The sequence below is a fragment of the Arthrobacter sp. CC3 genome, assembly GCF_039907775.1.
Lineage (GTDB): Bacteria > Actinomycetota > Actinomycetes > Actinomycetales > Micrococcaceae > Arthrobacter.
Window position 1 is genome coordinate 43,442 of record NZ_JARCCY010000006.1, and the last position, 22,050, is coordinate 65,491.

16 protein-coding genes are annotated in these 22,050 nt (G+C 63.1%); 14 read left to right on the forward strand and 2 right to left on the reverse strand.

The window, feature by feature from the left end; genetic code table 11:
• Positions 1–23: 23 nt before the first annotated feature.
• The 8 genes from rplK (at position 24) to PV761_RS04670 (ending at position 8,194) form a co-directional block, all read left to right on the forward strand.
• Complete coding sequence (gene rplK, locus PV761_RS04635) at positions 24–455, forward strand: 50S ribosomal protein L11 (RefSeq protein ID WP_003803853.1); 432 nt, start codon at positions 24–26, stop codon at positions 453–455.
• A 197-nt stretch (positions 456–652) separates the two neighbouring features.
• The gene (rplA, locus tag PV761_RS04640) at positions 653–1,360 is read left to right on the forward strand and encodes a 50S ribosomal protein L1 (RefSeq protein ID WP_028269595.1); all 708 of its coding nucleotides are present in this window, start codon (positions 653–655) and stop codon (positions 1,358–1,360) included.
• 123 nt (positions 1,361–1,483) lie between these two features.
• The gene (locus PV761_RS04645) at positions 1,484–2,575 is read left to right on the forward strand and encodes a GNAT family N-acetyltransferase (RefSeq protein WP_347894784.1); all 1,092 of its coding nucleotides are present in this window, start codon (positions 1,484–1,486) and stop codon (positions 2,573–2,575) included.
• Entirely contained in the window at positions 2,557–3,663 is a 1,107-nt protein-coding gene (locus PV761_RS04650) for a GNAT family N-acetyltransferase (protein WP_347894786.1), read from the forward strand. Before PV761_RS04645 ends, PV761_RS04650 begins: the two co-directional genes overlap by 19 nt.
• 8 nt (positions 3,664–3,671) lie before the next feature.
• Complete coding sequence (locus PV761_RS04655; protein WP_028269592.1) at positions 3,672–4,784, forward strand: GNAT family N-acetyltransferase; 1,113 nt, start codon at positions 3,672–3,674, stop codon at positions 4,782–4,784.
• Positions 4,785–5,082: 298 nt separating this feature from the next.
• Positions 5,083–5,673: a 50S ribosomal protein L10 gene (rplJ, locus tag PV761_RS04660; protein WP_028269591.1), complete on the forward strand. Its 591-nt coding sequence runs from the start codon at positions 5,083–5,085 to the stop codon at positions 5,671–5,673.
• A gap of 78 nt (positions 5,674–5,751) precedes the next feature.
• Positions 5,752–6,126 carry a 50S ribosomal protein L7/L12 gene (rplL, locus tag PV761_RS04665; protein ID WP_028269590.1) on the forward strand — a complete coding sequence of 125 codons (375 nt, stop codon included), beginning with the start codon at positions 5,752–5,754 and terminating at the stop codon, positions 6,124–6,126.
• Positions 6,127–6,352: 226 nt separating this feature from the next.
• Positions 6,353–8,194: a 5'-nucleotidase C-terminal domain-containing protein gene (locus tag PV761_RS04670; protein ID WP_347894789.1), complete on the forward strand. Its 1,842-nt coding sequence runs from the start codon at positions 6,353–6,355 to the stop codon at positions 8,192–8,194.
• 10 nt (positions 8,195–8,204) lie between these two features.
• Here PV761_RS04670 and PV761_RS04675 read toward each other — a convergent pair whose 3' ends face one another.
• The gene (locus tag PV761_RS04675; RefSeq protein ID WP_347894791.1) at positions 8,205–8,720 is read right to left on the reverse strand and encodes a YbaK/EbsC family protein; all 516 of its coding nucleotides are present in this window, start codon (positions 8,718–8,720) and stop codon (positions 8,205–8,207) included.
• A gap of 2 nt (positions 8,721–8,722) precedes the next feature.
• A complete protein-coding gene (locus PV761_RS04680; protein WP_347894793.1) occupies positions 8,723–9,922 on the reverse strand; it encodes an acetyl-CoA C-acetyltransferase in 1,200 nt (399 codons plus the stop codon).
• Positions 9,923–10,209: 287 nt separating this feature from the next.
• Here PV761_RS04680 and PV761_RS04685 point away from each other — a divergent pair, with 287 nt between their 5' ends.
• The 6 genes from PV761_RS04685 (at position 10,210) to fusA (ending at position 21,901) form a co-directional block, all read left to right on the forward strand.
• On the forward strand, positions 10,210–10,662 hold the full coding sequence (locus PV761_RS04685) for a hypothetical protein (RefSeq protein WP_347894795.1): 453 nt from the start codon (positions 10,210–10,212) through the stop codon (positions 10,660–10,662).
• A 301-nt stretch (positions 10,663–10,963) separates the two neighbouring features.
• On the forward strand, positions 10,964–14,479 hold the full coding sequence (rpoB, locus tag PV761_RS04690; protein ID WP_028269585.1) for a DNA-directed RNA polymerase subunit beta: 3,516 nt from the start codon (positions 10,964–10,966) through the stop codon (positions 14,477–14,479).
• Between the two features lie 109 nt (positions 14,480–14,588).
• Positions 14,589–18,488 carry a DNA-directed RNA polymerase subunit beta' gene (locus PV761_RS04695; RefSeq protein ID WP_011692815.1) on the forward strand — a complete coding sequence of 1,300 codons (3,900 nt, stop codon included), beginning with the start codon at positions 14,589–14,591 and terminating at the stop codon, positions 18,486–18,488.
• 382 nt (positions 18,489–18,870) lie between these two features.
• Complete coding sequence (gene rpsL / locus PV761_RS04700; RefSeq protein ID WP_009358312.1) at positions 18,871–19,245, forward strand: 30S ribosomal protein S12; 375 nt, start codon at positions 18,871–18,873, stop codon at positions 19,243–19,245.
• 1 nt (position 19,246) lies between these two features.
• Positions 19,247–19,717: a 30S ribosomal protein S7 gene (gene rpsG / locus PV761_RS04705; protein ID WP_026531948.1), complete on the forward strand. Its 471-nt coding sequence runs from the start codon at positions 19,247–19,249 to the stop codon at positions 19,715–19,717.
• Between the two features lie 69 nt (positions 19,718–19,786).
• Positions 19,787–21,901: an elongation factor G gene (fusA, locus tag PV761_RS04710; protein WP_028269584.1), complete on the forward strand. Its 2,115-nt coding sequence runs from the start codon at positions 19,787–19,789 to the stop codon at positions 21,899–21,901.
• The last annotated feature ends 149 nt before the right edge of the window (positions 21,902–22,050 follow it).

Sequence of the window (22,050 nt, forward strand, 5' to 3'; positions counted from 1 at the left end):
GAAATTGAGAGAAGGACCCTACATTGGCTCCCAAGAAGAAGGTCACCGGCCTCATCAAGCTGCAGATCCAGGCAGGTGCCGCTAACCCGGCCCCGCCGATCGGTCCTGCGCTTGGCCAGCACGGTGTCAACATCATGGAATTCTGCAAGGCGTACAACGCTGCGACGGAAGCCCAGCGCGGCAACGTTATTCCTGTTGAAATCACGGTCTACGAAGACCGCTCGTTCACGTTCATCACCAAGACCCCGCCGGCTGCAGAGCTCATCAAAAAGGCTGCAGGCGTCGCCAAGGGTTCAGCTACCCCGCACACCGTCAAGGTTGCCAAGCTGACCCAGGCCCAGGTCAACGAGATCGCTTCCACCAAGATGGAAGACCTCAACGCCACCAGCCTCGAAGGCGCAGCGAAGATCATCGCCGGCACCGCCCGCTCCATGGGTATCACCGTCGAGGGTTAATTCCCCACCGCTGATGCGGCGTCGGCACTCGGACCGTAAGAAACCGAGGACGACGGCGGACAGCACCGCCGGGCAACCGGCACCACCTAAACATAGAAATGTTGGACATCCGGTCCGGACAAACCGTTTCGGGATTCCAACTGTGGCAGGGCCCAGCGCGGTCCGCAGACCACAACTGCACAAGGAGAATAAGCAGCATGGCAAAGCGCAGCAAAGCATATGAGGCAGCCGCCGCCAAGATCGACGCGGAGAAGTTCTACGCGCCGTTCGAGGCAGTGACGCTCGCCAAGGACACCAACCCGTCCAAGTTCGACGCCACCGTTGAGGTCGCTTTCCGCCTGGGCGTAGACCCTCGCAAGGCCGACCAGATGGTCCGCGGCACGGTCAACCTGCCGCACGGCACCGGTAAGGTCGCCCGCGTCCTCGTCTTCGCAACGGGCGACAAGGCAGAAGCAGCAATCGCTGCCGGCGCCGACTTCGTTGGTTCCGATGACCTGATCGAAAAGATCGCAGCCGGCTGGACCGACTTCGACGCCGCCGTCGCCACCCCTGACCTCATGGGCAAGGTTGGCCGCCTCGGTAAGGTCCTGGGTCCGCGTAACCTGATGCCGAACCCGAAGACCGGCACCGTGACCCCCGACGTCACCAAGGCTGTCAACGACATCAAGGGCGGCAAGATCGACTTCCGCGTCGACAAGCACTCCAACCTGCACTTCATCATCGGCAAGGTTTCCTTTGACGCCGTCAAGCTGGCCGAGAACTACGCAGCAGCACTGGAAGAGGTCCTTCGCCTGAAGCCGTCCGCTTCCAAGGGCCGCTACATCCAGAAGGCCACCGTGGCTACCACGTTCGGCCCGGGCATCTCCGTTGACCCCAACGTCACCAAGGTCCTGACCGAGGTCTAATCCTCAGCAGTTCCGCATGAAAGACCGTCCCGCAGTTGCGGGGCGGTCTTTCTGCGTCTCCGCCTCCATTCCCCTGGCGGAGCGTCCGTTGGCTGAGAGTCCGCCCCCGGTTAGGCTGTCCCCGTGAATGCAGCGGCTTACGTCATCGAACCCCTTGTCCTGCCCGACGCAATCGATTCCCCGGAGGCCGGCGAGTTCCTGGAGTTCGGAGCGCTCAGCGATGCCCTGGTGCTCGGAACCTGGGGTAACGCGGACCGCCTGGCACCGTTGGCCACGAGGCTTCAGTATTGGCGGGACAGCCCCTACGCACAGGTGAGGCTCTTCTTCGTGCGGCTGCGCGGTCGGATGGTTGCGAGGTCCTGGATCCGCATGGGGGTCCAGGAAAACCTCCAGACCGCACTCCTGCACGTGACTGTGCTGAAGGAGTTCCGGGGGCTGGGCATCGGCCAGGCGCTGCTGGGCCACGCCGAGCAGCTGGCAGCATCGCACGGGCGCACCATACTTCAGACATTCACGGAGCACCCGGCAGACTTCGACGCCGACGGGTCCGGGCTGCTCCGGCCGGCAACGGGAACGGGCGGAGTGCCCGCAGACGCGGACGGTGTGCGTTTCGCCCTGCAGGCCGGCTACCGGCTGGAACAGGTGGAGCGCTTCAGCGCCCTGTCCCTCCTAACGGCGGACAGCAAGCTTTCTGCACTGGAAAGCGAAGCGGGGAAAAAGGCGGCGCAGCAGTACGAGTTGCTGCATTGGACGGACCGTTGCCCTGAGGAATATGCGGAACAACTCGCAGTCCTGATGTCCCGCATGAGCACGGACACGCCCGCGGGTGGCCTCAACTACGACGAGGAAACCTGGGACGTGAGCCGGGTCCGGCACGTGGAGAAAACGTGGAAGAAGGCCGGCCTGAACTCCCTGGTGGCAGCCGCCCGGCACCGTTCGACCGGGGAACTGGCCGCGTACACCGTCCTTCAGGTGTCAGACGGGAAGCCGTGGCTGGCCAACCAGGACGATACCCTCGTGGCCCGCCATCACCGGGGGCACCGCCTGGGAATGCTGGTCAAGATCCTCAACATCCGCCGGCTGCTGGCCGGTTATCCGGAGGTGGAGCGAATCATTACGTTCAACGCCGCCGAAAACGACCACATGCTCTCGATCAACGTGGCGCTCGGCTTCCGTCCCGCGGGGTACGACGGTGAATGGCAGAAGACGCCGTGACCGGCCTGGCGATCACCGCCGTCGCCATCCCGCAGCCCGGGGACGAAGGGACGGGACTGGCCGCCAGCCTCCTGGCGTGCCGTGCGCTCCGCGACGGGCACCATCTGGCCAAGTGGGGAAACCTGGACCGCGGATCCACACTCCGGGAAGACCAGGAATACTGGCGCGGAACCGATTACGAGGAACGTCTGCAGTTCCTGGCAACGCTGGATGGCGTCCCGGTGGGTACCTGTGCGGTGGTGCTGCCGCTCAAGGAGAACATGTCAGTGGCCTGGATCGACGTGCTGGTTGCTGCCCCGTATCGGCGGCGGGGGATTGGCAGGCGGCTGCTGGCGGTTGCAGAGGAAGCGGCCCACAGTCGTGGACGCAGGGTATTCGAAGGCTACTGCGAGGAGCCCGTCCAGGAGCAGCAGCCGGGCACGGAAGAACTCCCGGCGAAATCCGGGAGCGGCGGTGTTCCGCTGAACCTTGCCTCAACGTGCTTCGCCCTGGCCTCCGGTTATGAACTGGAGCAGGTGGAAAGGTCCGGCAGGCTGCGGCTGCCTGTGGACCCGGAGCTGCTGGACGGACTGGAAGCCGACGCCAGGAAGCACGCGGACGGCTACCGGGTGGTGGCGTGGCAGGGCAGCTGCCCGGAATCCCTCGTGGATGCCTACGCCGCCCTGAAACGGAGGATGAGCGCGGACGTGCCGACCGCCGGGCTGGAAGCCGAGGTCGAAGACTGGGACGCGGCGAGGGTGCGCGTTGAGGAACAAGGCTGGGAGCGCAGCGGTGTGGTGGCGCTGGTGGCCGCGGTCCAGCACTCGGGGACAGGAGACCTGGCAGCCTTTACGGTGCTGAGCTACCGTCCGGAGCGGCCTCGCGTTCTGATCCAGGAAGACACGCTGGTCGCGGCACCGCACCGCGGCCGCCGGCTGGGAATGCTGGCCAAGATCGCCAATATCAGGCTCGCCCGGGAGGCGTGCCCGGCTGCGGAGTCGGTCATTACATGGAACGCCAGCGAAAACCGGCATATGCTGGCGATTAATATTTCGCTTGGATTCAAGCCCGCCGGCTTTGAAGGTGAGTGGCAGAAACGACTGGAATGACGCCCTCTATGGTTAAAGACGTACGGATCGAACAACTCTGGATTCCCGATTCCCTCGACGGGCCCGACAGCGCCGATTTCCTGGCCGCCGTCGAAGTGAGCCGGAAGGTCCGGATGCAGACATGGGGGAGTGACGATCTCGCCTACACCCCGCTGGAAAAGCTCCTCGAACTTGCCGATCCCTACGAACGCCAGATCATCCTCGTTGCCAGGGTGGACGGCGAAATCGTGGGCACGGCAGACATCGCCCTGCCCCTGGCCGATAACCTGGACCTCGCGGAATTCACGCTGGACATCCTGCCCGAGTTCCAGCGCCAGGGAGTGGGACGCCAGTTGCTGGAGGCGGCGGAGCAGTTTGCCCGGGCTGAAGGCCGGACGTCGATCCTGATCGACACCAACCATCCCGGCGTCTCATTGAACAGCGAGGTCGATGACCAGCTGGTCCCGGGCTCCGGCCTTGGCTTCGTTCCGATGGGAAGCCGGGAAGTGGAGTTTGCCCGCAAGACCGGCTACACCCTGCAGCACATCGAGCAGTTCAGCTCGTGCCTGTTGCCGCTGGACACCAAGCTGGTCGCGGAACTGTCGGACGAAGCGGAGCAGGCCAACGCTGGCCGCTACCGGTTGCATCACTGGACGGACCGGTGCCCGGACCAGTGGCTGGACGCGGTGGCCGCCCTCGAAAACCAGGCAGGCGAGGACACTGAACCGTCGTCAAGGACCGACGAGCAGATGGTGTTCGACGGCGCCATGATCAGGAAAGCGGAAGAGGCCACCATTGCGCAGGGACGGCGCACGGTGGTCACCGCCGTCGAACACATCGCCACCGGGATGCTGGTGGGGCTGACCACCATCAGTGTCCTTTCGCAGCGGCAGGACGTGGTGTTCCAGGACGACACAGTGGTGATGCAGGAACACCGGGGCAACAAACTGGGCCTGCTGATTAAGGTGGCCAACATGGAACGGCTCACCGAGCAGTTCCCTGATGCCAGGGTCATCTACACCTGGAACGCCCCGGAGAACAGGTACCTGCTCAAGGTGAACCAGCAGCTGGGGTTCACCACGGCGGGCGTCACGGGGATCTGGCAGAAGGACCTCCCGGACCTCGGGCCCAGCAGCAGCTGAGCCGCCCGATTTGGAGTACGGGCAGCCTTGCCCGTAAGCTTGAACTACCAAAGACCGTCGGTTGTTGGAAATCCACTCTCCTGAGCATCGCTCAATTCTGCAGTTGTGTGCGGGAGAGCCAGTGGATTTCCGGACGAAGGACCCTGAACATAGGGCGGCCGGCGCAGGTGAACGAAGCAAAGCTCCGCGGTTTGAACTGCGTTGAGCCAAGCCCCGTGCATCTGCGCGGGGCGTTTTTAGTTTTAGCTCACCTTGAGCGGGGACCCGGAATACCGGCACTATCCCCGGAAGGAGGGTTATGGCAACGCCTGCAAAGGTTTCAGCAGTAGCTGAGATCACAAACGATTTCAAGGAATCGAACGCCGCTGTCCTGACCGAATACCGTGGGCTCACTGTTGCACAGCTCAAGCAGCTGCGTGTTTCTCTCGGCCAGGACACCAAGTTCTCGGTCGTCAAGAACACCCTGACCGCCATTGCAGCCAAGGAAGCTGGTGTCGAAGCATTCGACGGACAGCTCGCCGGCCCCACTGCAATCGCGTTCATCAAGGGTGACGCAGTTGCGGCTGCCAAGAGCCTGACGGATTTTGCCAAGACCAACAAGCAGCTGGTCATCAAGACCGGTTACTTCGAGGGCAAGGCACTGAACGCCAGCGAAGTTGCTGCCCTGGCAGCACTCGAGTCCCGTGAGCTGCAGCTCGCCAAGGTTGCAGGGATCCTCAAGGCTCCTGCTGCCGCTGCTGCACGCATCATCGACGCCCTGCGCCTCAAGCTTGAAGAAGAGAACGGTGCACCGGCAGCTGCCGAAGCGCCCGCCGCTGAAGAAGCACCGGCCGCAGAAGCAGCAGAGACCGAAGCTCCGGCCGAAGCCGCAGCCACCGAAGAGAACTAATTCTCTTTTAGACCAGACTCCGGTGCGAGGACTACGGCCCAGGCCGCCAAGCACCACCTATAGGAAGGACGCCACACCATGGCGAAGCTCACCAACGAAGAGCTCATTGAAGCTTTCAAGGAACTGACCATCATCGAGCTCTCCGAGTTCGTCAAGCTCTTCGAAGAGACCTTCGAAGTTACCGCTGCTGCTGTTGCCGTTGCTGGCCCCGCTGCCGGTGCTGCTGAAGAAGCTGAAGAGAAGACCGAATTCGACGTCGTTCTCGAATCTGCTGGCGACAAGAAGATCGCAGTGATCAAGGAAGTTCGCGCCATCACTTCCCTGGGCCTCAAGGAAGCTAAGGACGTTGTTGACAGCGCTCCGAAGGCCGTCCTCGAAGGCGTCACCAAGGAAGCTGCCGAGAAGGCCAAGGAGCAGCTCGAAGCTGCCGGCGCCACCGTTACCCTCAAGTAACACACGCTGCTTCACGGAAACCCCGTCCACTCCGGTGGGCGGGGTTTTCTGCGTCCGGAGCGGCATCAACAGCCGCACCAGCCGCCCCGCGGACACCCCACACCACCCCGCACCAACAACCGGTGAAGTTCAGAAAAAGATTGTGGACTCTCCTTTTCATGCACTTCCCGCAGCCCTAGACTTTGGCTTTGTGCCCACCGGCCACCAACGTCAAGGAGCTCACACGATGACCGATCCGACCCCCTCGCCTTCCCGCCGCGCCATGCTTACCGCAGCCCTGGTCGGCGGGACCGCCGCCGCCACCACCTTCGCCGGAGCCCCCGCGGCGCAGGCCCGCCCGGCCCTCCGGCCAGAGGACAAGAAGCAGTTCACCCTGACCGTGCTCGGCACTACCGACCTGCACAACAACGTCTTCAACTGGGACTACTTCAAGAACACCAGCTACGCCGACGCTGCGGGCAACAAGATCGGCATCGCCCAGGCCTCCACCCTCATCAAGGCCATGCGGGCTGAATGCGTCGCAGCGAACACGCTGACCATCGACGCCGGCGACACCATCCAGGGCACGCCCCTTGCCTACTACTTCGCCAAGATCAGGCCCATCTCCGATTCGGTCACCCACCCCATGGCCCTGGCAATGAATGCCGTGGGCTACGACGCCGTCGGACTCGGGAACCACGAATTCAACTACGGCATCCCGCTGCTCCGCACCTGGGAGAAACAACTGGACTTTCCGCTGCTCGGCGCCAATGTCCACGACGCCGTGACCGGCCAGCGTGCATTCACTCCCTACGTACTCAAGCGCATCAAAACGGACAACGGGTGGCTGACCGTGGGACTGGTCGGATTCGTGACTCCCGGCTGCGCGCTGTGGGACCGGGACAACGTCCAGGGGAAGCTGGACTTCAACGGCATTGTGGAGGAAGCCAGGACCGTCATTCCGCAGATGAAGGCTGCCGGAGCCGACGTCGTGATCGTCTCCAGCCATTCAGGCGCGACGCCGGGATCCTCCTACGGCGACGCCCTGCCTTTCCCGGAAAATGCCTCCACCCTTCTTGCCGAGGAGGTCCCGGGCATCGACGCCATCCTGGTGGGCCACGCGCACGTGGAGATCCCGGAACGCTTCGTCACCCACAAGGCCACCGGCAAGCAGGTGCTCCTGACGGAGCCCCTGAAGTGGGGCATGCGGGTTTCCGTGATGGACCTCCGGCTGACCAAGGAGAGGGGCCGGTGGAACGTCACCTCGGCGTCCTCCCACCTGCTGGACGCCAAGACGGCTGAGCCGGATCCCGCCGTCGTCCGCGCTGTGCAGGCCGGGCACGAAGCGACCGTGAAGTATGTGAACGAGGTGATCGGTACGTCGACGGCGGCGCTGAGCACCGGAACCGCCTGCTGGGAGGACTCGGCGGCTATCGACGCCATCAACTTCGTCCAGGCGAGCACCATCAAAGCCGAGCTTGCGGGTGGCGCGAACGCCGGCCTCCCCGTCTTGTCCATTGCCGCGGCGTTCTCCCGCGCCGTGGATGTAAAGGCGGGACCGCTGACCATCCGGGACGTCGCCGGGCTCTACATCTTCGACAACACCCTGCTGTCCATCAAGGTCACCGGAGCGCAGGTGAAGGCCTACCTCGAATGGTCGGCGCATTACTTCAAACCGGTCACCAGCACCACTGCCGCCGCTGCCGACGTCACCAATTCCGTCACCCCGACGGCACCGGGCGGAACGCCCGACTACAACTACGACGTCGTCTATGGCCTGGACGCCCCGCTCACCTACGACATCGACCTGGCCCGGCCCGTGGGAAGCCGGATCTCGAACCTCAGCTACGGGGGAGAGGCCTTGCGCGCGGACCAGGAATTCGCGATGGCCATCAACAACTACCGCCAGAGCGGCGGCGGGAACTTCCCGGGCGTCAAAACCGCGCCCGTGCTCTCCAACAGCCAGCAGGAGATCCGGCAACGGATCATCGACTACGTTGTGGACAGCGGCACCCTTGACGCGGCACTGTTCAGCCGCAGCGACTGGCGGCTGGTGGTCAACGGCCAACCGTTGACGGTCATTCCCTAAACGGTGCGGGCTAGGCGGGGTCGCTGATGTCCGCGACCACGGCGCCCAGCGCCGTGGTCAGGGCGTCGGCATCCACGAAGGCGCTGTAGCCGTGCTGTCCGGCCCCCATGGAAATCCGGCGCCCTGCGATGGTCGCGTCCGCGTAGACGGGCCACGCCCTGATGCTCCCCAGCGGGGTGATGGTGCCGCGTTCATAGCCGGTGGCTTCCAACGCGACGTCCGCCGGCGGCAGCGAGAGCTTGTTGACGCCCAGCAGCCCCCTCAGCTTGGGCCAGGAGATCTGCCGGTCGCCGGGGACCAGGGCAAAGAGGAAACTGCCGTCCTTGTGTTTGACCACCAGGGACTTCACGATGTCCGCCGGCGTTATGCCCAGGATGCCGGCGGCCTCCTCAAGGCTCTTCGCTGCGAGCCGCTCCACTATCTCGACCTCGAGCCCGCGCGCGGCGGCGTCGGCCAGGAAACGCTCCCTGCCGACACCGCCGGAAGTGGTGCTGCTGCTGGTGGCCGCGTCTGGGGATGAGGCCACGGTCAGTCCCGGTACAGCAGGAGGGCTTCGCCCTGCCCGCCGCCGCCGCACAGGGATACGGCGGCCTTTCCGGTGCCCCGGCGTTTCAGTTCATGGGCTGCATGCCCGGCCAGGCGCGCACCGGAGGCTCCGATGGGGTGGCCCAGGGCGATGGCTCCGCCGTGGATGTTGCACTTCTCCAACGGGTACTTGAGGTCCTTGAGCGACTGCACCGCAACGGATCCGAAGGCTTCATTGATCTCGATGAAGTCAAGGTCCGCGGTGGTCCATCCCGCCCGGTCGAGGGCATTCCTGATCGCGTGTGAAGGCTGCGAATGCAGCGAATTGTCCGGCCCCGCCACCTGGCCCGGCTTGCCCACCACCGCGAGGTAGTCCAGGCCGTTTTCTTCCGCGAACTTCCGCGTGCTCAGCACCAGGGCCGAGGCGCCGTCGGAGAGGGGAGAGGAGTTGCCGGCCGTGATGGTGCCGTCGCTGACGAATGCCGCCCGCAACCCGGCCAGCGATTCCACCGTGGTGTTGGGGCGCACGCCTTCATCCTCGGAGACAACAATGGGATCGCCCTTGCGCTGCTTGACGCTGATGGGTGCGATCTCGTCGTCGAAGACGCCGTTCTTGGCCGCCAGCGCGGCCCGCTGGTGCGACTGGGCCGCCACGTTGTCCTGCGATGCCCGGTCGATGCCAAGGACCAGGTTCTTGCTCTCGGTGGACAGCCCCATGGACTGTCCGTCGAACGCGTCCGTCAGGCCGTCGTGCGCGGCCACATCCAGCGCCTGGACAGTCCCGTAGGTCCAGCCCTGCCGGGACCCCGGCAGGATGTGCGGGGCCCGGGTCATGGATTCCTGCCCGCCGGCGACGATGACGGCGGCATCACCGCTGCGGATCATGCGGGCGGCGTCGATGACAGCCGTCAGGCCGGAAAGGCACACCTTGTTGATGGTGACTGTGGGGACATTCCAGCCGATGCCAGCGCCGATGGCGCTCTGCCGCGCCGGGTTCTGGCCGGCTCCCGCCTGCAGCACCTGGCCCATGATGACCGCATCCACCTTGTCGGCGCCGACGCCGCTTGCGGCGAGGGCCGCCTTGATGGCATGCGCCCCGAGTTCCACCGCCGTGAAGCTGGCCAGCTGGCCGTTGAGGCGGCCCTGCGGCGTGCGTGCCGCAGCGAGGATGACAACATCGTTGTTGTCTGGGGAGTTGCTCATGGTTATCTCTTCCGATCTGTGACGGTGTAGGCCAAGGCTATCGTGAGCCGAATCACCTATCCATTCAAACGCACCTGGCGCAGGGTCCATTCCACCCGCCTTTCCTGCCGCCCGCCCCTCATCCGGCCGGCGCCCCTCATCCGGCCGCCCGCCCCTCATCCGGCCGGGCGCCGGGTGCCGGCGGGGGTGACCACAGGGGAGAACTCCCCATGCACCGGAAATGCGGGTGCCCGCGGCGTTGCGTAGGGTGGAAGGAGTTTCAGCAACGGAAAACAGGGAGCAGCATCTTGAAGAACGTCCTCGCCGCGGCAGCCATGCTAAGCCTCGCCTGGCTCACGGCCTGTTCCGTAACCACCCCGGCCCCGGGGGGCACATCGTCGTCGGCCGCAGCGACGTCCGCAACATCCGCGCCGTCTCCGTCCTCCAGCCCTGCGGCTCCCCAGTCCGGGGGCGCCAAAGAGGCCTGCGAGTTGTTCAACTCGCTGTACGCGGAGTACAGGGCCAGCGAGCCCACGTCCGACGCCTATGAAGCGATCTACGCCAAGGCATGGAAGGCCAAGGACGCCTACACAGGAAACCTGAGGGGACTGTTTTCGTCGCTAAGCGCTCTCACCATCAGCCACTCTGCCGTCGTCGAGAAGGGCGGCCAGCCGGACCAGTCCGCCAAGGACGCCGTGCGCGATGCTGTCTTTGCCAACGCCGGCGACTGCACCGCCGAGGGCGTGACGCTCACGCTGTAAACCCAACTAGGTGCCTCCGGCAACAGTGCTTGCAATAACCGGGGAAGTGGGGTAGACACGCGCGCCGCTTTGCCGTATCGTAGATATTTGCGTCTTCCCTGTTTACCTTCAGCCTTCATATAGCGGTGGGCTTTGCCTAGCAGCTGTTCCATCGACGTGCCGTCCGAGACGTGCATCAACATGAACAGCCTGGGTCCCGGGTCATATAGCGGAACCGGACTGGTAGCGCTGCGGAGTCATTCTGCAGGGCTTGCAACGGGGGAGATCTGAAAACGCCTGAAGGTCTGTGGAAGGATCCCTCTTGGTCGCCTCGAGCACCTCTAATGTAAACAACGCTACCGCTATCAATGCCGACAGCACCGATGGTGCCACTCGCCGGCTCTCATTCGCAAAGATTCACGAACCTCTTGACGTTCCGAATCTGCTTGCCCTGCAAACGGACAGCTTTGACTGGCTGGTCGGAAACGAACGCTGGCAGGCACGCGTTGCGAAGGCTGTCGAAGAAGGCGACCTCAGCGTCGCCACTAGCTCCGGTCTGTCTGACATCTTTGAAGAGATCTCCCCGATCGAGGATTTCCAGGGCACCATGTCCCTGAGCTTCTCCGACCCGGAGTTCGCTGATCCCAAATACACCATGGCCGAGTGCAAGGACCGGGACGCTACGTACTCGGCTCCGCTGTACGTTAAAGCCGAATTCATGAACAACAACACGGGCGAAATCAAGCAGCAGACCGTGTTCATGGGTGACTTCCCGCTGATGACCGAGAAGGGCACCTTCGTCGTCAACGGCACCGAGCGTGTCGTTGTCTCCCAGCTGGTCCGTTCCCCGGGCGCCTACTTCGAGCGCACCGCTGACAAGACCAGCGACAAGGACATCTTCACTGCGAAGATCATCCCGTCCCGCGGTGCCTGGTTCGAGCTCGAGATCGACAAGCGCGACCAGGTCGGCGTTCGGCTTGACCGCAAGCGCAAGCAGTCCGTCACGGTGCTGCTGAAGGCCCTCGGCTGGACCGAAGGCCAGATCCTCGAAGAGTTCGGCCAGTACGACTCCATGCGCGCAACGCTGGAGAAGGACGCCACCGAAACCCGCGAAGACGCTTTGCTGGACATCTACCGGAAGCTGCGACCGGGCGAGCCGCCCACCGTCGAGGCTGCCCAGTCCCTGCTGGACAACCTGTACTTCAACTCCAAGCGCTACGATCTGGCCAAGGTCGGCCGTTACAAGATCAACCGCAAGCTTGGCATCGACCGCTCCCTTGGCGACAAGGAAGCTTCGGTCCTGCACGTTGAAGACATCGTTGCGATGATCAAGTTCCTGGTTGCCCTGCACGCCGGCGAGAAGACCCTCACGGGCAAGCGCGACGGCCAGGACCACGAACTGCGCGTCGAGATCGATGACATCGACCACTTCGGCAACCGCCGCATCCGCGCCGTCGGCGAGCTCATCGAGAACCAGGTCCGCACCGGCCTGTCCCGTATGGAGCGCGTCGTCCGCGAGCGTATGACCACGCAGGACGTCGAGGCCATCACGCCGCAGACACTGATCAACATCCGCCCCGTTGTGGCAGCCATCAAGGAGTTCTTCGGAACTTCCCAGCTGTCCCAGTTCATGGACCAGAACAACCCGCTGTCGGGTCTGACCCACAAGCGCCGTCTGTCCGCGCTTGGCCCGGGTGGTCTGTCCCGTGACCGTGCAGGCATGGAAGTCCGAGACGTTCACCCGTCCCACTACGGACGTATGTGCCCCATCGAAACCCCTGAAGGCCCGAACATTGGTCTGATCGGTTCGCTGGCTTCCTACGGCCGCATCAACCCGTTCGGCTTCATCGAGACGCCTTACCGCCTCGTGTCCGAAGGTGTCGTTTCCGATGAGGTCCAGTACCTGACGGCCGACGACGAAGCAGAGGTCCTGATTGCACAGGCCAACGCTCCGCTGGACGAGAACAAGAAGTTCGCCGAAGAGACCGTCCTGGTCCGCGCCCGTGGTGGTGGAGGCGAGCCCGTGCTGGTTCCCGCCGCCGAGGTCGAGTTCATGGACGTTTCCCCGCGCCAGATGGTGTCCGTGGCTACGGCCCTGATCCCGTTCCTCGAGCATGACGATGCTAACCGCGCACTCATGGGTGCCAACATGCAGCGCCAGGCTGTGCCGCTGGTCCGTTCCGAGGCGCCGTTCGTCGGTACCGGCATGGAGCGTGCCGCGGCCGTCGACGCCGGTGACGTTGTCATCGCGAAGAAGGCCGGTGTGGTCACCGAGGTGTCCGCTGAACTCGTCATCATGCTTAACGACGACGGCACGGAAACCAACTACCGCATCAACAAGTTCGCCCGTTCCAACCAGGGCAACTGCTACAACCACCGTGTCCTGGTGAGCGAAGGCCAGCGCCTGGAGGTCGGCGGCATCATCGCTGACGGCCCGGCAACGGACCAGGGTGAACTCGCCCTCGGTAAGAACCTGCTCGTGGCATTCATGTCATGGGAAGGCCACAACTTCGAGGACGCCATCATCCTCTCGCAGCGCATCGTTGCCGAGGACGTCCTTTCCTCCATCCACATCGAGGAGCACGAGATCGATGCCCGCGACACCAAGCTTGGTGCCGAGGAAATCACCCGTGACATCCCCAACGTGTCCGAGGAAGTCCTTGCAGGCCTGGACGAGCGCGGCATCATCCACATCGGTGCCGAGGTTGAAGCCGGCGACATCCTGGTCGGAAAGGTCACCCCGAAGGGTGAAACCGAACTGACCCCGGAAGAGCGCCTGCTGCGCGCCATCTTCGGCGAGAAGTCCCGCGAAGTCCGCGACACGTCCCTGAAGGTTCCGCACGGCGAGTCCGGCACCGTCATCGGCGTCCGCGTCTTCGACCGCGACAACGACGACGAGCTGCCCCCGGGCGTCAACCAGCTGGTCCGCGTCTACGTGGCCGCCAAGCGCAAGATCACCGACGGCGACAAGCTCGCCGGCCGTCACGGCAACAAGGGTGTTATCTCCAAGATCCTTCCGATCGAGGATATGCCCTTCCTTGCCGACGGTACCCCCGTTGATATCGTCCTGAACCCGCTGGGTGTTCCGGGCCGTATGAACGTCGGCCAGGTGCTCGAAACGCACCTCGGCTGGGTTGCCAAGACCGGTTGGAAGATCGAAGGCGAGCCCGAGTGGGTCAAGCAGCTGCCGAACCTGCCGCGCGAGAGTGGTTCGACCACTGTTGCAACGCCGGTCTTCGACGGTGCGCGTGAAGAAGAAATCACGGGCCTGCTCGACTCCACCAACGTGACCCGCGACGGCGACCGCCTGATCAACTCCTCGGGCAAGACCCGCCTGTTTGACGGCCGCTCCGGCGAGCCGTTCCCGGATCCGATCTCGGTCGGCTACATGTACATCCTGAAGCTCCACCACCTGGTGGACGACAAGATCCACGCGCGCTCCACCGGCCCGTACTCCATGATCACGCAGCAGCCGCTGGGTGGTAAGGCACAGTTCGGTGGCCAGCGCTTCGGTGAAATGGAAGTGTGGGCGCTCGAAGCTTACGGCGCCGCGTACACGCTCCAGGAACTCCTCACGATCAAGTCGGATGATATCCACGGTCGTGTGAAGGTCTACGAAGCCATCGTTAAGGGCGAGAACATCCCTGAGCCGGGCGTTCCTGAGTCCTTCAAGGTCTTGATCAAGGAAATGCAGTCGCTGTGCCTGAACGTGGAAGTGCTTTCCACGGACGGAACCACAATTGAAATGCGTGACTCTGATGACGCAGTCTTCACGGCTGCGGAAGAACTGGGCATCGATCTGTCTCGTGCAGAGCCCAGTTCCGTAGAAGAGGTCTAGAGTCCTCCGGAGCAGGGCAGCCGGCACGCCGCGCTGCCTTGCTCCGGGGCTCCCTCTTCCCGTAACCCAAGACTTCAGAATTTAGAGAACAAGAGAGAACAGGGACCATATGTCCAGCGAATCCTCCTTCGGCCTCATGCAGATCGGCCTCGCCACCGCGGAAGACATCCGTGGCTGGTCTTACGGCGAGGTTAAGAAGCCGGAAACCATCAACTACCGCACGCTCAAGCCCGAGAAGGACGGCCTCTTCTGCGAGAAGATCTTCGGCCCGTCCCGCGACTGGGAATGCTACTGCGGCAAGTACAAGCGTGTGCGCTTCAAGGGCATCATCTGCGAGCGGTGTGGCGTTGAAGTCACCCGCGCCAAGGTCCGCCGTGAGCGCATGGGCCACATCGAACTGGCCGCACCGGTCACGCACATCTGGTACTTCAAGGGTGTTCCGTCCCGCCTGGGCTACCTCCTTGACCTTGCACCGAAGGACCTCGAAAAGGTCATCTACTTCGCTGCCTACATGATCACGAGCGTCGATACCGACAGCCGCCACGAAGAACTGCCCAACCTCCAGGTTGAGCACGATATCGAGAAGAAGCAGCTGGTCGACAACCGCGACTCGGACATCGCCACGATCGCCCGCGACCTTGAGAACGAGCTTGCCCGTCTCGAAGGTGAAGGCGCCAAGGCTGCCGACAAGAAGAAGGCCCGCGACTCCGCGGACCGTCAGATGGCCAACGTGCGTAAGCGTGCCGACGCCGACATCGAGCGCCTTGAGCAGGTCTGGGACCGTTTCAAGAACCTGAAGGTCGCAGACCTCGAAGGTGATGAAGGCCTCTACCGCGAACTGCGTGACCGCTACGGCATGTACTTCGAAGGCTCCATGGGTGCCGAAGCCATCAAGAAGCGTCTTGAGAACTTCGACATGCAGGCCGAGTCGGACCTGCTGCGCGACATCATTGCCAACGGCAAGGGCCAGCGCAAGACCCGTGCGCTGAAGCGCCTGAAGGTGGTCAACGCGTTCCTGACCACCAACAACAGCCCGCTCGGCATGGTGCTGGACGCCGTCCCGGTGATCCCGCCGGAACTGCGCCCGATGGTCCAGCTGGACGGTGGCCGCTTCGCGACCTCCGACCTCAACGACCTCTACCGCCGTGTGATCAACCGCAACAACCGCCTCAAGCGCCTGCTTGACCTCGGTGCTCCGGAGATCATCGTTAACAACGAGAAGCGCATGCTTCAGGAAGCTGTTGACAGCCTCTTCGACAACGGCCGTCGTGGCCGTCCGGTAACGGGTCCGGGCAACCGTCCGCTGAAGTCCCTGAGCGACATGCTCAAGGGCAAGCAGGGTCGTTTCCGCCAGAACCTGCTCGGCAAGCGCGTTGACTACTCCGGCCGTTCGGTCATCGTCGTCGGCCCGCAGCTGAAGCTGCACCAGTGTGGTCTGCCCAAGCAGATGGCCCTGGAGCTCTTCAAGCCGTTCGTGATGAAGCGCCTGGTTGACCTCAACCACGCCCAGAACATCAAGTCGGCAAAGCGCATGGTCGAGCGTTACCGTCCGCAGGTCTGGGACGTGCTGGAAGAGATCATCACCGAACACCCGGTGCTGCTCAACCGTGCACCTACCCTGCACCGCCTCGGCATCCAGGCCTTCGAACCGCAGCTTGTGGAAGGCAAGGCAATCCAGCTCCACCCGCTGGTTTGTGGCGCCTTCAACGCTGACTTCGACGGCGACCAGATGGCAGTGCACCTGCCGCTGAGCCCCGAGGCCCAGGCTGAAGCACGCATCCTGATGCTGTCCTCCAACAACATCCTGAAGCCGTCCGACGGCCGCCCGGTGACCCTTCCTTCGCAGGATATGATCATCGGCCTCTACCACCTGACCACCAAGCGTGTCGGTTCAGCTGGCGAAGGCCGCATCTTCTCCTCGGTTTCGGAAGCCATCATGGCGTTCGACCTGCACGAGCTGCACCTGAACTCCCAGGTCAAGATCCGTCTTGAGGGCTTTGTTCCTTACGCCGGCTGGGAAGCTCCGGAAGGCTGGGAGCCGGGTCAGACCGCGCTCGTCCAGACCTCCCTGGGCCAGGTCATCTTCAACCAGACCCTGCCCGAGGACTACCCGTGGGTTGAGGCTGTTGCCGACAAGGGCGAACTGTCCCGCATCGTCAACGACCTCGCCGAGCGCTACCCGAAGGTTGTTACCGCGGCAACGCTGGACAACCTGAAGGACGCCGGTTTCTACTGGGCCACCCGCTCAGGCGTCACCGTCGCCATCTCCGACATCGAGGTTCCGGCCGAGAAGCCGGTCATCCTTGCCGGTTACGAAGAGCGCGCTGCCAAGATCCAGGGACAGTACGACAAGGGCCTGATCGACGACGACGAGCGTCGCCAGGAACTGATCGAGATCTGGAACAAGGCAACCAACGAAATCGCCCAGGTCATGCGTGACAACCTGTCGCCCATGAACACGATTAACCGCATGGTTTCCTCCGGTGCACGTGGTAACTGGATGCAGGTCCGTCAGATCGCGGGTATCCGTGGCCTGGTGGCCAACCCTAAGGGTGAGATCATCCCGCGTCCGATCAAGTCCTCCTACCGCGAGGGCCTGTCGGTGCTGGAATACTTCATCGCCACGCACGGTGCCCGTAAGGGTCTGGCTGACACCGCGCTGCGTACCGCCAACTCGGGTTACCTGACCCGTCGTCTGGTGGACGTCTCGCAGGACGTCATCGTCCGTGAAGAGGACTGCGGCACCGAACGCGGCCTCGTCACCCCGATCGCCGTGGCTGATGCCAACGGTGAGCTGGTGCTGGACGAGAACGTTGAGAACAGCGCGTACGCCCGTACCCTGGCCGTGGATGTCGTTGACTCCAAGGGCAAGGTCCTGGCTGCCGGCGGCACCGACTGCGGCGACGTCGTCATTGCCGAACTGTTCGCAGCCGGTATCACCGAGGTCAAGGTCCGCTCTGTACTCACCTGTGAGTCCAGCGTCGGCACCTGCGCCCTGTGCTACGGCCGTTCGCTGGCCACCGGCAAGACCGTGGACATCGGTGAGGCAGTGGGCATCATTGCCGCACAGTCCATCGGTGAGCCCGGTACCCAGTTGACCATGCGTACGTTCCACACCGGTGGTGCTGTTTCCGCCAGCGGTGGCGACGACATCACCCAGGGTCTGCCCCGTATCCAGGAGCTTTTCGAAGCCCGTACTCCGAAGGGTGTCGCACCGATTGCAGAAGCAGCCGGCCGCATCGCCATCGAAGAGTCCGAGCGCCAGATGCGCCTGGTCATCACTCCGGACGACGGCAGTGAAGAGATCGCTTACCCGGTCCTTCGCCGCTCACGCCTCCTGATTGAAGACGGCCAGCACGTCGCGGTGGGCCAGAAGCTCATCAACGGCCCGGTCGACCCCAAGCAGGTTCTGCGCATCATGGGCCCCCGTGCTGCACAGAAGTTCCTGGTGGACGAAGTCCAGGGCGTGTACCGCAGCCAGGGCATCGGCATCCACGACAAGCACGTCGAGGTCATCGTCCGCCAGATGCTGCGCCGCGTCACGGTCATCGAATCGGGTGAATCCGACCTGCTCCCCGGTGAGCTGGCCGAGCGCAGCCGCTTCGAAGACGCCAACCGCCGCGTGGTGTCCGAGGGCAAGACTCCGGCTTCCGGACGTCCTGAGCTCATGGGTATCACCAAGGCATCCCTGGCCACCGAGTCCTGGCTGTCGGCAGCTTCCTTCCAGGAGACCACCCGCGTCCTGACGCAGGCGGCCATGGAAGGCAAGAGCGACCCGCTGCTCGGCCTCAAGGAGAACGTCATCATCGGTAAGCTCATCCCCGCCGGCACGGGTCTCCCGCGCTACACGGAGGTCACGGTGGAGCCGACTGAAGAAGCAAAGGCAAACCTGTTCACGGGTCCCAGCGCTTTCAGCGACTTCTCCTACGACACGCTGGGCGGCGACGGAGCTCCTGAGTTCCACGCCATCCCGCTGGATGACTACGACCTCGGCAGCGACTTCCGCTAGACCGCAGTCATAGCCTGATCAAGGGATGGTCCCGCACCGCAAGGTGGGGGACCATCCCTGTTTAACCCGCCGATTAAGGCTTGGCGGCCGTCCATGTTAGACTGGATACCAATTGTTATTGTGGCAGTGGATGAGTGCGCCGGCTGAGCTGAAAGGCTAAGCCAGAGCGACGTTTCCGGTTTGCAGGGTTCTTGTGCAACGTATGCCACATTTTTGCATGCCTAGGGACCGATCAGGACGCAAGTCCGGGTCCCGGTCTGCGATCCGACTATTAAGGCTTCGCCTCAGCTGCTCTGGAGATTCTTCAAAGCTCGGGCGGCGGGGCAAAGCAAAAGGAGAGCGGCTGTCAGCGGCCGCTCCGGATAAAACGGAGAACACGAGAGTGCCTACGATTAACCAGTTGGTCCGTAAGGGCCGCACGCCTAAGGTCTCAAAGACCAAGGCTCCCGCGCTTAAGGGCAGCCCGATGCGCCGCGGTGTTTGCACCCGCGTCTACACCACCACCCCGAAGAAGCCGAACTCGGCTCTGCGTAAGGTTGCACGTGTGCGCCTTAACGGTGGCGTTGAGGTTACCGCTTACATCCCCGGTGTAGGCCACAACCTCCAGGAGCACTCCATTGTGCTCGTCCGTGGCGGTCGTGTGAAGGACCTCCCGGGTGTCCGTTACAAGATCGTCCGTGGCGCCCTCGATACCCAGGGTGTGAAGAACCGTAAGCAGGCACGCAGCCGCTACGGCGCAAAGATGGAGAAGAAGTAATATGCCTCGCAAGGGTCCGGCCCCCAAGCGGCCGCTAGTACTAGATCCCGTTTACGGCTCCCCGCTGGTCACCCAGCTGATCAACAAGGTGCTGGTAGACGGCAAGAAGTCCACCGCTGAGCGCATCGTTTATGGTGCCCTCGAAGGCGCCCGCGCCAAGTCCGGCGGCGACCCCGTAGCAGCACTCAAGAAGGCCATGGACAACGTCAAGCCTTCCCTCGAGGTCCGCTCACGCCGCGTCGGTGGCGCAACCTACCAGGTTCCGGTTGAGGTCAAGCCGGGCCGCTCCACGGCACTCGCCCTTCGCTGGCTGGTCGGCTACTCCAAGGCCCGCCGCGAAAAGACGATGACCGAGCGTCTCCAGAACGAAATCCTGGATGCCTCGAACGGTCTCGGTGCCGCTGTGAAGCGTCGCGAAGACACCCACAAGATGGCCGAGTCCAACAAGGCCTTCGCACACTACCGCTGGTAATACTTCCCGGACGCCGCCGGCTCACTCGAGCCGGCGGCGAACGTGCAGTCCATCCGAAAGGGAGACACCGTGGCACAGGACGTGCTTACCGACCTTAGTAAGGTCCGCAATATCGGCATCATGGCCCACATTGATGCCGGCAAGACCACCACCACCGAGCGCATTCTGTTCTACACAGGTGTGAACCACAAGATCGGCGAAACGCACGACGGCGCTTCGACCACCGACTGGATGGAACAGGAAAAGGAACGCGGCATCACCATCACGTCTGCCGCCGTGACCTGCTTCTGGGAAAACAACCAGATCAACATCATCGACACCCCCGGCCACGTGGACTTCACGGTTGAGGTTGAGCGCTCCCTGCGCGTCCTCGACGGTGCAGTTGCCGTGTTCGACGGCAAAGAAGGCGTGGAGCCGCAGTCCGAGACTGTCTGGCGCCAGGCTGACAAGTACAACGTCCCGCGTATCTGCTTCGTCAACAAGATGGACAAGCTGGGCGCTGACTTCTACTTCACCGTAGACACCATCATCAGCCGCCTCGGTGCCAAGCCGCTCGTCATGCAGCTTCCGATCGGTTCCGAGAATGACTTCATCGGCGTCGTCGACCTGCTCTACATGCGCGCACTGGTGTGGCCCGGCGATGCCAAGGGTGACGTCACCATGGGTGCCAAGTACGAGATCCGCGAGATCCCGGCTGACCTCAAGGAAAAGGCCGAAGAGTACCGCGCAACGCTCGTTGAGACTGTTGCAGAGGCCTCCGAAGAACTCATGGAGAAATACCTTGAGGGCGAAGAGATCTCCATCGACGAGCTCAAGGCCGGCATCCGCAAGATGACGATCAACTCGGAGATCTACCCGGTCTTCTGCGGTTCCGCATTCAAGAACCGTGGCGTTCAGCCGATGCTGGATGCCGTCGTTGACTACCTGCCGAACCCGCTCGACGTCCCCCCGATGATCGGTCACGATCCTCGCGACGAAGAGAAGGAACTCACTCGCAAGCCGTCCTCTGAAGAGCCGTTCTCCGCACTGGCATTCAAGATCGCCGCGCACCCGTTCTTCGGTCAGCTCACCTTCATCCGCGTGTACTCCGGTCACGTGGAAGCAGGCGCCCAGGTGGTTAACTCCACCAAGGGCAAGAAGGAGCGCATCGGCAAGCTGTTCCAGATGCACGCCAACAAGGAAATGCCCGTTGAGGGCGCTACCGCCGGCCACATCTACGCAGCCATCGGTTTGAAGGACACCACCACGGGTGACACCCTGTGCGATTCCGCCAACCAGATCGTCCTCGAGTCCATGAGCTTCCCGGAGCCCGTGATCTCGGTTGCCATCGAGCCGAACACCAAGGGTGACCAGGAGAAGCTCTCCACGGCCATCCAGAAGCTCTCCGCTGAGGACCCGACCTTCCAGGTCTCCCTCAACGAAGACACCGGTCAGACCATCATCGCCGGCATGGGCGAGCTCCACCTGGACATCCTGGTGGACCGCATGCGCCGCGAATTCAAGGTCGAGGCAAACGTTGGCAAGCCGCAGGTTGCTTACCGCGAAACCATCAAGCGTGCTGTAGAGCGTCACGACTACACGCACAAGAAGCAGACCGGTGGTTCGGGCCAGTTCGCAAAGATCCAGATCGCGATCGAGCCGCTGGACACGTCCGAAGGCGAGATGTACGAGTTCGAGAACAAGGTCACCGGTGGCCGCGTTCCGCGCGAATACATCCCGTCTGTTGACGCCGGTATCCAGGATGCACTGAACGACGGCGTCCTGGCCGGTTACCCGGTTGTCGGCATCAAGGCCACGCTGATTGACGGCGCGTACCACGATGTTGACTCCTCGGAAATGGCGTTCAAGATCGCCGGCCGTATGGCTTTCAAGGAAGCTGCACGCAAGGCGAACCCTGTCCTGCTCGAACCGCTGATGGATGTCGAGGTCCGCACCCCTGAGGAATACATGGGTGAAGTTATCGGTGACCTCAACTCCCGCCGTGGCCAGATGCAGTCCATGGAAGATGCCCAGGGCGTCAAGGTCATCCGCGCGCACGTCCCGTTGTCCGGCATGTTCGGCTACATCGGTGACCTGCGCTCGAAGACCCAGGGCCGCGCTGTGTACTCCATGACGTTCAACAGCTACGCCGAGGTCCCGAAGGCTGTCGCCGACGAGATCATCCAGAAGACCCGCGGCGAGTAGTCCACCGGACTTTCAAAGCGACAAACTCGGGTGCGTTTCCATATTTGGAAACTAGCCCTGTGCAGATGGTCGGTTTCCGGCCATCTGCACGAACAGGCTCGAGGGACTAGTATTAGTTCCTGAATCTGCAATTTCACCAATCCAAAGCC

Bases quoted from the DNA above. Each gene is read 5' to 3' on its own strand.
- rplA (WP_028269595.1), top strand. From the start codon at position 653: ATGGCAAAGCGCAGCAAAGCATATGAGGCAGCCGCCGCCAAGATCGAC.
- PV761_RS04650 (WP_347894786.1), top strand. From the start codon at position 2,557: ATGGCAGAAGACGCCGTGACCGGCCTGGCGATCACCGCCGTCGCCATC.
- PV761_RS04655 (WP_028269592.1), top strand. From the start codon at position 3,672: ATGGTTAAAGACGTACGGATCGAACAACTCTGGATTCCCGATTCCCTC.
- rplJ (WP_028269591.1), top strand. From the start codon at position 5,083: ATGGCAACGCCTGCAAAGGTTTCAGCAGTAGCTGAGATCACAAACGAT.
- rplL (WP_028269590.1), top strand. From the start codon at position 5,752: ATGGCGAAGCTCACCAACGAAGAGCTCATTGAAGCTTTCAAGGAACTG.
- PV761_RS04670 (WP_347894789.1), top strand. From the start codon at position 6,353: ATGACCGATCCGACCCCCTCGCCTTCCCGCCGCGCCATGCTTACCGCA.
- PV761_RS04680 (WP_347894793.1), bottom strand. From the start codon at position 9,922: ATGAGCAACTCCCCAGACAACAACGATGTTGTCATCCTCGCTGCGGCA.
- PV761_RS04695 (WP_011692815.1), top strand. From the start codon at position 14,589: ATGTCCAGCGAATCCTCCTTCGGCCTCATGCAGATCGGCCTCGCCACC.
- rpsG (WP_026531948.1), top strand. From the start codon at position 19,247: ATGCCTCGCAAGGGTCCGGCCCCCAAGCGGCCGCTAGTACTAGATCCC.